At 70.1% G+C, this 12,531-nt stretch carries 13 protein-coding genes; 6 read left to right on the forward strand and 7 right to left on the reverse strand.

The genetic code is table 11. From position 1 onward, the window contains the following. Positions 1-52: 52 nt before the first annotated feature. The gene (locus ACEYYH_RS00365; protein ID WP_374976342.1) at positions 53-961 is read left to right on the forward strand and encodes a patatin-like phospholipase family protein; all 909 of its coding nucleotides are present in this window, start codon (positions 53-55) and stop codon (positions 959-961) included. Next, positions 961-2,028, forward strand: coding sequence for a 1-acyl-sn-glycerol-3-phosphate acyltransferase (locus ACEYYH_RS00370; protein WP_374976343.1), 1,068 nt, complete (start codon positions 961-963; stop codon positions 2,026-2,028). The genes ACEYYH_RS00365 and ACEYYH_RS00370 overlap by 1 nt, the downstream gene beginning before the upstream one ends. A gap of 128 nt (positions 2,029-2,156) precedes the next feature. Here the strand turns inward: ACEYYH_RS00370 and ACEYYH_RS00375 are convergent, their stop codons facing one another. The 5 genes from ACEYYH_RS00375 to ACEYYH_RS00395 form a co-directional block, all read right to left on the reverse strand. Continuing rightward, a complete protein-coding gene (locus ACEYYH_RS00375; protein WP_374976344.1) occupies positions 2,157-3,152 on the reverse strand; it encodes a hypothetical protein in 996 nt (331 codons plus the stop codon). A 39-nt stretch (positions 3,153-3,191) separates the two neighbouring features. After that, positions 3,192-3,998: a hypothetical protein gene (locus ACEYYH_RS00380; protein WP_374976345.1), complete on the reverse strand. Its 807-nt coding sequence runs from the start codon at positions 3,996-3,998 to the stop codon at positions 3,192-3,194. A 73-nt stretch (positions 3,999-4,071) separates the two neighbouring features. Beyond that, positions 4,072-4,209: a hypothetical protein gene (locus ACEYYH_RS00385; RefSeq protein ID WP_181911767.1), complete on the reverse strand. Its 138-nt coding sequence runs from the start codon at positions 4,207-4,209 to the stop codon at positions 4,072-4,074. Between the two features lie 105 nt (positions 4,210-4,314). After that, complete coding sequence (gene purL / locus ACEYYH_RS00390; protein ID WP_374976346.1) at positions 4,315-6,648, reverse strand: phosphoribosylformylglycinamidine synthase subunit PurL; 2,334 nt, start codon at positions 6,646-6,648, stop codon at positions 4,315-4,317. Positions 6,649-6,748: 100 nt separating this feature from the next. Then, positions 6,749-7,144 (reverse strand): type II toxin-antitoxin system VapC family toxin, encoded by a 396-nt coding sequence (locus ACEYYH_RS00395; protein WP_374976347.1) that lies wholly within the window; start codon positions 7,142-7,144, stop codon positions 6,749-6,751. A gap of 129 nt (positions 7,145-7,273) precedes the next feature. Here ACEYYH_RS00395 and ACEYYH_RS00400 point away from each other — a divergent pair, with 129 nt between their 5' ends. The 3 genes from ACEYYH_RS00400 to ACEYYH_RS00410 are packed head-to-tail and all read left to right on the forward strand — an operon-like array spanning position 7,274 to position 9,550. Then, entirely contained in the window at positions 7,274-7,657 is a 384-nt protein-coding gene (locus tag ACEYYH_RS00400; RefSeq protein WP_374976348.1) for an ArsR/SmtB family transcription factor, read from the forward strand. A 15-nt stretch (positions 7,658-7,672) separates the two neighbouring features. Further along, positions 7,673-8,653, forward strand: coding sequence for an SRPBCC domain-containing protein (locus ACEYYH_RS00405; protein ID WP_374976349.1), 981 nt, complete (start codon positions 7,673-7,675; stop codon positions 8,651-8,653). Between the two features lie 18 nt (positions 8,654-8,671). After that, positions 8,672-9,550: an alpha/beta fold hydrolase gene (locus tag ACEYYH_RS00410; protein ID WP_374976350.1), complete on the forward strand. Its 879-nt coding sequence runs from the start codon at positions 8,672-8,674 to the stop codon at positions 9,548-9,550. Between the two features lie 59 nt (positions 9,551-9,609). On the opposite strand, the gene ACEYYH_RS00415 is transcribed toward ACEYYH_RS00410, so the two are convergent. After that, positions 9,610-10,284: a GAP family protein gene (locus ACEYYH_RS00415; protein ID WP_374976351.1), complete on the reverse strand. Its 675-nt coding sequence runs from the start codon at positions 10,282-10,284 to the stop codon at positions 9,610-9,612. Positions 10,285-10,427: 143 nt separating this feature from the next. Between ACEYYH_RS00415 and ACEYYH_RS00420 the strand changes: the two genes are divergently transcribed. Next, complete coding sequence (locus ACEYYH_RS00420) at positions 10,428-11,330, forward strand: TerC family protein (RefSeq protein ID WP_374976352.1); 903 nt, start codon at positions 10,428-10,430, stop codon at positions 11,328-11,330. A 177-nt stretch (positions 11,331-11,507) separates the two neighbouring features. Here ACEYYH_RS00420 and ACEYYH_RS00425 read toward each other — a convergent pair whose 3' ends face one another. After that, positions 11,508-12,470, reverse strand: a complete 963-nt coding sequence (locus tag ACEYYH_RS00425; protein WP_374976353.1) for a hypothetical protein — start codon at positions 12,468-12,470, stop codon at positions 11,508-11,510. Positions 12,471-12,531: the final 61 nt, after the last annotated feature.

The following is a 12,531-nucleotide window of genomic DNA, read 5'->3' on the forward strand; positions in this document are numbered from 1 at the left end:
AGTTCGTGACGACGGGCGTGGCGCGACCGGCCTCCCGCAATAGGGTGTGGACATGACGGTGGCCTTCGTTCTCGGTGGCGGCGGGGTGCGCGGCGCCGTCGAGATCGGGATGCTGCGGGCGCTGCTGGAGTCCGGCATCCGTCCCGATGTCGTGGTGGGCACGTCGATCGGCGCGATCAACGGCGCGCTGGTCGCGAGCGACCCGACGCCTGCGGTGATCGAGCGCCTGCTCGGCGCCTGGACCTCGCCCGAAGCGAACGCGGTCTACGGCGACTCGCTGTTCGCGCAGTTCACGCGCCTCGTGAAGACCAAGACGCACCTCAACTCGCCCGCGCCCCTGCAGCACCTGCTGGAGCGGGCGCTCGGCGCTGACACGACCTTCGAGGATCTCGCCGTGCGGCTGCGGGTCGTCGCCGCGAGCATCGAGCGCGCGGCCGAGCATGTGTTCGAGTCCGGCCCGCTCATCGAGGCGATCCTGGCGTCGGCCTCGGTGCCGGGGCTCCTGCCGCCGACCCGCATCGGCGACGAGCACTTCATCGACGGCGGGATCGTCAACTCGATCCCCATCGAGCAGGCGGTCGAGGTCGGCGCGACGACGGTCTACGTGCTGCAGGTCGGGCGCATCGAGACCCCGCTGGTCGCCCCGAAGTCGGCGGTCGATACGGCGCGCGTGGCCTTCGAGATCGCCCGCCGGCACCGCTACGCCCGCGACGTCGCGACGCTGCCCGAGGGCGTCGCCCTGCACGTGCTGCCGAGCGGCGGCGGACTCGACGGCGACGACTCGCTCATGTCGTACCGCCGCATGGACACCGTCCGCCGCCGGATCGACGCCGCCTACGATGCCAGCCGCGCGTTCCTCGCGGACCGCGGCGTGGGCGCCGAGACCACCTCCCCGGTCGTTGAGCAAGCTCGCGAGTCGAAGCGCGGAGACGACGCGCCCCGAGCCGACGAGGAGACCTGATGCGGATGCTGCCCACCTGGGTGCGCCGCATCCTTCTGGCCCCGCTCGTGATCGTGGCAGCGATCGCCATGCTGGCGCTGACGCCGCTGTGGCTGCTCGTCGCCCTTGCGCTCACGTCACTCGTGCCGGGCCGGTTCCGGCTGCCCCGCGTGCTGTGGCTCGTGACCGTGTACCTGCTGTGGGACGGGATGCTCGTCATCGCGCTGTTCGCGCTGTGGATCGCGTCGGGCTTCGGCTACGCCCTGCGCCGGCCGGGCTTCGTGACGGCGCACTACGCGCTCGGTGCGTGGGCGCTGCGCCTCCTCTTCTGGGTCTTCGGCGGCGTGCTGCGGCTCACGATCACCACGACCGGCTCGGATGGAACGGATGCTGCGACCGGCCGCGCCGCTTTCGAGGCGCTGTTCGCGCCGGGCACGCCGCTCGTCGTGGCGAGCCGGCATGGCGGCCCCGGCGACTCGTTCATCCTGATCCACACGCTGCTCAACGAGGTCGCGCGCCGGCCGCGGATCGTGCTCAAGTACACGCTGCAGTGGGATCCGGCGATCGACATCCTGCTGCACCGGATCCCGGCGCGGTTCATCGTGCCGTCGGGCTTCGGTCACGGGCGCAAGGGCGGCGGGGCCTCGGTGGAGGCGGCGCTGAGTGAACTCGCGACCGGACTCGGGCCGCAAGACGCGTTCGTCATCTTCCCCGAGGGCGGTCAGGTCAGCCCCCAGCGTCGGAGTTCCCGCATCAAGCGGCTGCGCGACGCGGGCCGCGAGGCGATGGCCGAACGCGCCGAGGCGATGACGCACGTCATGGCGCCTCAGCCGGGCGGTATGCACGCGGCACTCGATGCCGCCCCCGACGCCGACGTCGTGTTCATCGCGCACACCGGCCTCGACCGGCTGCACACCCTGCGCGACATCTGGCGCGAGCTGCCGATGGACAAGGGCATCACGATGCGCGCGTGGCGCGTGCCGCGGTCGGAGATCCCCGACGACCTGGACGCCCGCGCCGCGTGGCTCTTCGACTGGTTCGCCCGCATCGACGGCTGGATCGACGCCCATCCCGAGCTCGCCGCCTGAGGCCGATGCCGTGCGCGGGGCGTTTCGACTCGCAAGCTCGCTCAGCGAGCGAGATGAGCGAGAAGTGCCGGTCGGTGAGCGGAGGGCGCTCTTGCGCCCGCAGTCGAAACGCCTCGTGCGCGGGGTCGTCAGCGGTGGGGCTTGGGGTGCGTCACGCGGCCCGGCGAATCGCCGGTGCCGCGGGATGGCACCGGCCACGTCGCCCCCGGAGGCGGCGTCGTGCTGGGCCGCTTCGGCGCGGGCAGCGGTTCGGCGATGGGCTCGGCGCGCGGCTCTGAGGCGGGGCTCGGGGCGTCGGGCGCCAGCGGCACCGAGGGTTCCGCACGGGGCGGGGGCGCAGCATCCGTCACCGTCGTCGTCGTGGAGGGGACGGGCCCGAGCTCGAGCATGACCTTGTTCTCGAGCACCTCGATCGCCTCGTCGGAGATGGAGATGAGTCCGTCGAGCTCTTCGCGCACGCGGCGATAGGCGAGCTGGCGCTCGGCGGGCGTCGCGGCCTCGTCGATCGCGACGGTGAGGAGCTTCTTGGCGGTGTCGAGACGCTTGCGCTCGTCCTCGGTGAAGGTCGAGTCGCGCAGGCGGCGGGCGTCGCGCTCGGCGACATCGAACGCCACCTCGAAGTCGGCGACGGCGTTGCGGTACTCGGCGAGCTGGTCCTTCGACAGGCGCGCCTTCGCGGAGGCCGGGCGGAGTCCGTCGGCGATCCGCTTGGCGCGCAGGAACGCGGCGGTGAGCGGCTGACGTCCGTCGCTCATGGCGGGGAACGCGATGATCTTCGCGACATCGAGCTCGTACTCGAGCCAGCGCGCGGTGACCGCGTCGTGCTCGGCGAACAGGCGCTCGAGCTGGGTCGTCTGCGTCTCACGCGACGCTGACGCACCCGGTCCTGACGCGGCGGTCGCGGTCGCGGCCGTGATCGGAGGGAGGGATGCCGCGGGCACCGCCTTGCCGCGCGCTGCGGCCTGGGCCGCCTTGAGTTCGGCCTTCGCGTGCATCACCTCGAGGCGCCGCTTGTGGCGCATGCGCGCGCCACGCTCCCAGGCATTGCCGACCATGCCCAGGACACCCATCAGCGGGAAGACGAGCCACCAGAAGTTGCCCGCGAAGTCCCAGAACGCTTGCACACTGTCATGCTAACGGCCGGTCGGCGCCGCGTGGTCGGCTCAGGGCACCCTGCCAGCGGGCGGCTCGCTCTGGCGAGGCGGAGGGATGCGCGCGATGAGCGAAGGAAGGCGGTCGGCGATCTCGGCGAGAACCGCGGCGGCGGCGGTCAGTCCCGCAGCGGCGGTGGCTCCGGCTGACGACGGGCGCGGCGCCCCGGGAACGCCCGCCTGCCTCTCTGCCTCGGCGAACGTCGCCTCGAGGTGTCGCACCGCGACCCGGTACTCGAGGAACTGCTGCGGCGTCACGCGGTCGCGCAGGGTCGGGCGCTTCGCGAGGGCTTCGCGCTGTGCGCGGAGGAAGACGACGGTGGCCGGATGCCGCGGGTCGGTCATCTGCGGATACGCCAGCGCCTTGTCGACATCGGTCTCGTACGCCAGCCACCGGGTGTTGACACTGTCGTGCGCGGCGTAGAGGCGCTCGATCGGCAGCGGGTCGCGGGAGGAAGCGGCGCGGTACTGCGCGTAGCCGGCCTTCACGCGGGTGCGGCTCGCGCGGAGCGCGAGCGAGGCGGTCTTCTCGTCCTGCCTCGCGGCCTGCAGCTCGCGCCGCGCCTCGGCGGCGTGCGCGGCTGGGGCGGACGAGCGCGACTTCGCGGTCAGCATGTCCGCCTGCGCGGTGCGCAGCCGGGCCTTCGCGGCGACGAGGTCGCGATACGCCTGGGACTCCTCGGCGCGCGCGGCGTCGAGTTCCAGGCGTCGTGCCCGGCGGCTTCGCGTCGTCATGCTCGCATAGGTCGCCGCTCCGGCGCCCGCGGCCGCCGGAGCGATCCACCACCAGCTCGACATGATGAGGAGGATGGGCTCCACGTTGCCATGGTAATCGCGATATAGCGCAATTGTCGCCGAGAGTCTGCTGACACCTCGGCCACCTGCCGCGACCTCAGCCGAAGAGCAGGGCGAAGACGGTGGCGCCGCCGCCGACGAGGATGAGGGCGACGATCGTCACCCACGCGATGATCTTGACGCGCCGCTGCCGGGTGTCGTTGAAACCGCTGTACTCGTCGTCTTCCGCCGCCATGCGCTCAGTCTAGTAGCCGGGTTTGGGGCGGATTTCCTCCGTTGGGGCGGAGAATTCGCGCCCCGAGGGAGAGAACGCGCCCCAAACCCGGGAGCTCAGCCCAGGTCAGGCGGTGTGCTCGGTGACGATCGGGCCGAAGGCGTCGGGCAGCGTCGAGGTCGACAGGTCGCGCAGCTCGGCGAGCGGAACGGTGAAGAGTCCCTGCACCTCGAGCGCCGGCTCGTCGCCGTCCGCGGCCGAGTCGGTCACGCCGATGCGCAGCACGGGGTAGCCCCGGCCCTCGCACAGGCCACGGAACTTCACGTCGTCCTCGCGGGGGACCGAGACGATGACGCGGCCCGTGGACTCCGAGAACAGGGCGGTGGCAGCATCTACTCCATCGCGCTCCTGGATCTCGTTCAGCCACACCCGCGCGCCGACGCCGAAGCGCATGGTGGCCTCGGCGAGGGCCTGGGCGAGACCGCCCGACGACAGGTCGTGCGCCGACGCGATGAGCGACTGCTGCGAACCGGCGTGGATCAGCTCGGCGAGCTTCTTCTCCTGCGCCAGGTCGACCGCCGGCGGGCGTCCGCCGAGGTGGTCGTGGATCGTGCCGGCCCACTGCGAGCCCGAGAGCTCGGTCGAGGTCACGCCGAGGAGGTAGATGTTGTCGCCGGCGTCCTGCCAGCCCGACGGGATGCGGCGGGCGACGTCATCGATGATGCCGAGCACGCCGACGACCGGGGTCGGGAAGATCGGCTGGTCGCCGGTCTGGTTGTAGAACGAGACGTTGCCGCCCGTGACCGGGACGCCGAGTTCGAGGCAGGCGTCCGACAGGCCGTCGACGGTCTGCGAGAACTGCCACATGACCTCGGGGTTCTCGGGGCTGCCGAAGTTGAGGCAGTCGGTGACGGCCGTGGGCTCGGCGCCTGAGACGGCGACGTTGCGGTACGCCTCGGCGAGGGCCAGCTTCGCGCCCTGGTACGGGTCGAGCTGGCAGTAGCGGCCGTTGCAGTCGGTGGCGATCGCGAAGCCGAGGCCCGAGTTCTCGTCGACGCGGATCATGCCGGCGTCGTCGGGGAACGACAGCGCCGTGTTGCCCATGACGTAGTAGTCGTACTGGTTCGTGATCCACGACGTGTCGGCGAGGTTCGGGCTCGCGACGAGCGTCGTGAACTGCTTGCGCAGCGTCTCGCCGTCGGTCGGACGCGGGAGGGCGGACGCCGAGTCCTCGCGCAGCGCGTCGATCCACGTCGGGTACGCCACCGGACGCTCGTAGACGGGGCCGTCGACGGCGACGGTCGAGGGGTCGACGTCGACGATCTGCTCGCCGTGCCAGAAGATCTGGAGGCGCCCGTCGCCCGTCACCTCGCCGAGCACGGAGGTCTCGACGTCCCACTTGCCGACGACCTCGAGGAACGCGTCGAGCTTCTCGGGCGCGACGATCGCCATCATGCGCTCCTGGCTCTCGCTCATGAGGATCTCCTCCGGCGTGAGCGTGGGGTCGCGCAGCAGCACCTTTTCGAGGTCGACGCGCATGCCCGAGCCGCCGTTGGCGGCGAGCTCCGACGTGGCGCACGAGATGCCGGCGGCGCCGAGGTCCTGGATGGCCTCGACGAGCTCGTCACGGTAGAGCTCGAGACAGCACTCGATGAGCACCTTCTCGGCGAACGGGTCGCCGACCTGCACCGCGGGCCGCTTGGTCGGGCCGCCGTCGGCGAACGTGTCGGAGGCGAGGATCGACGCCCCGCCGATGCCGTCGCCGCCGGTGCGGGCGCCGAACAGCACGACCTTGTTGCCGGCGCCGGTGGCGTTGGCGAGCTTGAGGTCTTCGTGGCGCAGCACGCCGACCGCGAGGGCGTTGACGAGCGGGTTGCCCTGGTACACCGCGTCGAAGACCGTCTCGCCGCCGATGTTCGGCAGGCCCAGGCAGTTGCCGTAGAACGAGATGCCCGAGACCACGCCGTGCACGACGCGCGCGGTGTCGGGGTTGTCGATGGCGCCGAAGCGCAGCTGGTCCATCACGGCGACCGGGCGCGCGCCCATCGAGATGATGTCGCGCACGATGCCGCCGACGCCGGTCGCGGCGCCCTGGAACGGCTCGATGTAGCTCGGGTGGTTGTGCGACTCGACCTTGAAGGTGACGGCCCAGCCCTCGCCGATGTCGACGACGCCGGCGTTCTGGCCCATGCCGACCATGAGCCGTTCCTTCATCTCGTCCGAGACCTTCTCCCCGAACTTGCGGAGGTAGATCTTCGAGGACTTGTAGGAGCAGTGCTCCGACCACATGACGGAGTACATCGCCAGCTCGCCCGACGTGGGGCGCCGACCGAGGATCTCGCGGATCCTGTCGTACTCGTCGGGCTTGAGACCGAGCGCCGCGTACGGCTGCTCCTTCTCGGGCGTGGCGGTGGCGTTCTCGACGGTGTCGGCGACAGAGGTCGAAGAGGGGGTGGTCACGCGGCTCAGCTCCAGAAATTCGGGGATGCCGGACCTGACAAGTCTATTCGGCTCGAGAGTGGGGTGACGGATGCCGCGGACCGCGGCATCCGCTCGCCCTTCACTCGTTGATCACATCGACGGCGAAGGTGCCGGATGCTGCGGCCAGGCGCTTGTCGTTCGTCCAGAGTTCGGTGCACCCGGCGAGTTGGGCAGCGGCCAGATGCAGGGCGTCGACGGTCGTGAGGCCGGGGGCGGCGGCGCGGAGTTCTGCCGCGCGGATGTAGGCGGGCAGATCGAGATCGACCGTCGCGTAGTCCGGGAATCGAGCGTCGTAGACCTCGAGAAGTCGACGGTCGGACCGGCGGATCGGTCCGACGAGGACCTCGTGGATCACGAGCGGACTGATCGCGAACGACGTCGAGGCCGCGGCCGCCAGGCGCGCGCGTGCGCGATGCCCGAGGTCGCCCTGGTGCTCGGTGGCGTAGATCACGATGCAGGCATCGAGGTAGATCACGCCCCCGCCTCGCGCATGTCGCGGATGTCGGCCTCGATCTGCTCGGGGGTCCGACAGGTTCCTAGCCAGGTGGAAGACATGCGGCAGAGGGGTTGACGGATGCCGCGACCGGGGCTAACGTACAACCAAATGGTTGTAGGAATTGAGCTCAGCGATGACGAGATCGACCGCGTGTTCCACGCATTGGCGGCGGCGACCCGGCGCGACATCCTGCGTCGGACGCTCTCCGGCGAGTATTCCGTCTCGGCCCTCGCCCGCGAGTACGACATGTCGTTCGCCGCGGTGCAGAAGCACGTCACCGTGCTCGAGGCCGCCGGTCTCATCGTCAAGCGCGCCGAGGGGCGCGAGCGCCTCGTTCGGGCGGACCCCGAGATGATCGCCCGCGCCCGCGCACTCCTCGCCCGCTACGAGGAACTGTGGCGTGCACGCATCGACCGGCTCGATGCGCTGCTCGCCGAACCCGCCGGCGCGGCCGGCACCCCCGAAGAACCGAAGAACGAGTCCCCGCAGTAACGAAGGAGAATGACGATGCCCGTCACCGACGTCACCACCGATCCGGAAGCGCTCACCATGACGCTCACAGCCGACTTCGCCGCTCCGGTCGAGCGGCTGTGGGAGGCCTTCACCGAGCCGCGACAACTCGAGCGGTTCTGGGGTCCTCCCGGCTACCCCGCCACCTTCACCGAGTTCGACCTCACCGCCGGCGGCCGCGCCAGGTACCACATGACCAGCCCCAAGGGCGAGCAGTACCACGGGGTATGGGAGTTCCTCGAGATCGACGGACCCCGCACCTTCACGGCGCTCGACTCGTTCGCCGACGCGGACGGCAGCGTGCTGGCCGAGATGCCGACTTCGCGCATGGTGTTCACGTTCACCGCGACCGCGACCGGGTCGCGCCTGGTGAACACCACCCACTTCGACTCCGCCGAGGCGCTGGAGAAGGTCGTCGCGATGGGCGCCGTCGAGGGCTCGACGATGGCGATCAACCAGCTCGACCGCGTGCTCGAGGGGCTCCGCGCCTACTCCGCCGGCAAGGGCACGCAGACCGAGATCCTCGACGACACCCACGTGCGGATCACGCGACTCATCGAGGGTCCGATCGACCTCGTGTGGCGCGCCCACCAGGAGCCCGAGCTGCTCGAGAAGTGGATGCTCGGCCCCGACGGCTGGCGCATGTCGGTGTGCGAGGTCGACCCGTCCGTGGGCGGGAAGTACCGCTATCAGTGGGAGCCGGTCGGTGACACCGAGGGCGAGACCTTCGGGTTCGACGGCGAGACGCTCCTCGTCGACGCCCCGCGGCGTGCCGTCACCACCGAGCACATGACGGGCACCGACTACCCGTCGACGCTCAACGACCTCAACCTCTACGAGGAGGACGGCGCCACCCTCATCACGCTCCTCATCGAGTATCCGGATATGGAGACGCGCGACATCGTCCTCGCCACCGGCATGACCGACGGCATGGAAGCCAGCTACGGCCGCCTCGAGGGCGTCCTGGCGCAGGTCTGAGTCGGAGGAAGAGCCGAGATGACCGAGAACACCGCCGAGCGGACCGTCTCCACCCACGTCGTGGGAGCGGGCGAGGACGCGATCACCTACGACGTGCATGGTGATCTGGCCGAGGCAAGCCCGGATCGTCCGCCCCTCTTCCTGTTCGCGGCGCCGATGGACTCGACCGGATTCGAACTGCTCGCCGGTCAGTTCGACGACCGTCCGGTCGTGACCTACGACCCGCGCGGGGCCGGCCGCAACCCGGTCGGCACCACCGACATCAGCCCCGGGCAGCACGCCGACGACCTGCATCGTGTCATCGAGGCGATCGGAGTCGGCAGCGTGGATGCCTTCGGCTCCAGCGGAGGGGCTGTGAACCTCCTCGCTCTGCTCGCGGCGCACCCGGACGACGTGCGGATCGCCGTGGTGCACGAGCCGCCGCTGGCGGAGCACCTCCCAGATCGCGACGCGGTGCTCGCCGTCGTGGCCGACATGAAGCGCACCTATGCCGAGCAGGGCGACGGCGCCGCCATGGCGAAGTTCATCCCGTTCGTGATGTTCGACGGCCAGATCACCGACGACTACCTCGACCAGCCGGCACCGGACCCGGCGATGTTCGGGATGTCGTCTGTCGACGACGGCACGCGCACCAACCCGCTGCTGCGCAACATGCCCGCGATCATCGACTACCGCATCGATGCCGAGGCCCTGCGCGCGCGAGGCGACCGTCTCGTGATCGCGGCGGGCGTCGAATCGGGCGAGACGATGGCCGCGCGGGGCGCTCGCACGGCAGCGGCCGCGATCGGCGTCCCGGTAACGGACTTCCCGAGCCATCACGCGGGCTTCACAGATCAGCCGGGGTACCCCGGCGACCCCGCCGGCTTCGCGGCACGCCTCCGGGAGATCCTCGACTGAGTGCCGCGCCCACGGAGGTCTGAGGGGAGACGGATGCTGCGCAGCATCCGTCTCCTCTTTCATCCGCCGATCAGCCGCACGGCGCCGATGACGATCAGCAGCACGCCCACGAGGATGCCGAAGACCTGGAGTACCGCCGACGCGTGATGGACGAGGAATACGCGGAGGCGGTCGAGCCCCGGGCGCACGCGGGTTCTGCCGACGGCGCACACGACCACCAGCCCCGCGACGGTGGACGCGGCCACCACCGTGAAGATGACGACGATCGTCGAGGTCGCGACGAGGTCGAGCGCGGCCGCGCCGATCGCGAGGCCGCCCGCGACCGTGAGGACGATGTTCTTCGGCCGGACGTTCATCATGAGGCCGAACGCGAATGCCCGCGGACCTGTCATGCCGGTCGTGAGACCGGAGAGATCAAGGCTTTTCGCCGTATCGGCGCGGCGGGCGCGGCGGCCGACGACGAGCGTCATGACGATCAGGACGACGCCGATGACGATCTCGACCACATGCGCCCAGGGTGGGAAAGGGCCGCGCGCCTCGTCTGGGATGAGCGCCGCACCGATGGTGAAAGCGGCGACCAGGATCAGCAGGCCGCCGAACCACCCGCCGGTGAACAGCACGCTGCGCCGCATCGGGTCGGGAGCGAGCAGCAGCACCAGCACCGAGACGATCGGGAACACGCTCAGCGCGATCGCGAGGGCGATCGGGATGGTGTACCAGAGCACGGTGCCCATGCGGCGTGACTCCCGTCTCCCTCGCGGCGAGACGAGGGGCGCGAGATCATCCTGCCGCACCGCAGCGCTGCGCGCCGGGAATCGCGCCGCAACGACCGCCCCGCCTGCACGAGCCGTCCACCCGCGCCTCATACGATGGCGGCGTGGACTTCTCCTTCGCTTTCACGCCCGATCTGATCGCCGTGTTCCTGACGCTGTTCGTGCTCGAGGTGGTCCTCGGCGTCGACAACGTCATCTTCATCTCGATCCTCGCGTCCAAGCTCCCCAAGGAGCAGCAGGCGAAGGCCCGCAACCTCGGCCTCACGCTGGCGATGCTGATGCGCGTCATCCTCGTGCTCTTCGCGGGATGGATCGTCACCCTCAAGGAGGAGGTGTTCTTCATCGGCGAGCTGGGCTTCTCGTGGAAGGACATCATCCTCATCGCCGGTGGCCTCTTCCTGGTCTACAAAGCGGTCACCGAGATCCACCACAAGCTCGAGGGCGCCGAAGACGAGCACGGCGCCGGCGGCGGCAAGAGCATCACGTTCGGCTCGGTGATCGCGCAGATCCTGGTGCTCGACCTGGTGTTCTCGCTCGACTCGGTCATCACGGCCGTCGGCATGACCGAGAACCTCGTCGTGATCATCACGGTCGTCGTGCTGTCGTTCGGCATCATGCTCTTCGCGTCGCGCTACATCTTCGCGTTCGTGAACAAGCACCCCACCGTGAAGATGCTCGCGCTGTCGTTCCTGCTGCTGATCGGTGTGTTCCTGGTGGCCGAGGGCTTCGGCTTCCACATCGACAAGGCGTTCATCTACGGCCCGATGGCGTTCGCGATCTTCGTCGAGGCGCTCAACCTGTGGGCCGCCTCCCGCAAGGCCAAGCGCGAGCAGCGCCGCCGCGCGCCGGTGCAGCTGCGCCCGCAGTACCCCGACGTCGACGAGTCGGTCGCGGTCGCTGCCGCTCTGTCGAACGCGCCGGGTGCGGGTTCAGTGGGCCTGTCGTCGAAGCCCGTGGCGGGGGATGCGGCCCCCGGTGCTGGTGAGGAGCGCCAGGGCCTCGGCTGACCCACCTCAGCGCGCTCGAGCGCTGCATTTCCCTGCCGCCGCTGCGTCTGCCTGCGAGGGCTGCGACGCGCAGCACGCGCTTCTCAGCGACCGCTGCATTTCCCTGCGAGCGCTGCGTCTGCTCATGGCACGTTCGACCGAAACTGCAGCCGTCGCCCGACGCAGCGCTCGGTTCACCTATCGCCCCGGCCGGTGCTTGCCGGTGGGCAGCCCGGCGTCGTGGAGGATGTCGAAGAGCAGCCGCGGCGATCGCAGCGCCGGCAGGCGCCACCGGGAGAATGCGTCGACCTGGCGTCGGAGGTCGTCCTCCCGGTCCTTCTCCTCCAGCAGCACTTCCTCCGGGGTCCGGTCTCGCAGCAGCGCAGGGTCCCGATACTTCCCAGCGCCGTCGAACTCCCCGATGTGCCGATGTTCGTGCCAGAAGAAGTCCGTGAACGCATCCCGGCCGTCCGACAGAACGAAGCGCGCTTGAAGTTCGGGTTCCGGAAACCCCATCACTGAGATCAGCACCCGGCTATGGGATTCGCGCACGCTGTCGGAGAGTCCGGTCGCGAACTCTGCCGCGCGGACGGCTCGCGCCGATCCCCGGCCCTTCACGGTTCCGGCGAGATCACGGAGCTCGGATGCCGCGACCAGGGCGCCCGCGGGCCGTTTCGCCCAAAGGGCCTGGTCGGCAGCGACCACGCCCTCGAGAAATCGCGATGACGCCATAAGGTCGACCGCCGTCTGCAGCGGCGTCGTGACGGCATGCCGCTGCCACGGCATCGTGCTCATGTCGGACAAGCGGCGTCCGTGACGGCGGAACGTTCCACTGGAGCGACCGCCGGAGGCGAGCTCGACGGACGCGTCGATGCGGGTCGGCCACGTCCCGATCATGTCGATGCCGTGAAGCGCGGCCGCTGCCCAGTGCGACGCGTGCAGCTGCGTCCGGGCGCGGGCAGCAGCCTCCCAAACGCGCTGCGCGTGCTGGGCCATGGGTGTGAGGCGGTCCCAGTCGGCGCGCACGGCGAACGAGCCCGGCGCGATGCGGACCACCTCCCCTTTCGCGATGCGCGCCCGAAGTCGCCGGTCGTTGACAGGCTCGCCGTCGTTCTCGCGGCGGCGGAACACCGTGCTCAGCGGCGGCTCGTGGATCCACATGCCACGACGGTGCCCGATCGGGCGCGTTTTCCGAGCCGGCCGGCGTCGATCGGTGGGAAAT

The organism is Microbacterium trichothecenolyticum, assembly GCF_041938625.1.
GTDB lineage: Bacteria > Actinomycetota > Actinomycetes > Actinomycetales > Microbacteriaceae > Microbacterium > Microbacterium trichothecenolyticum_D.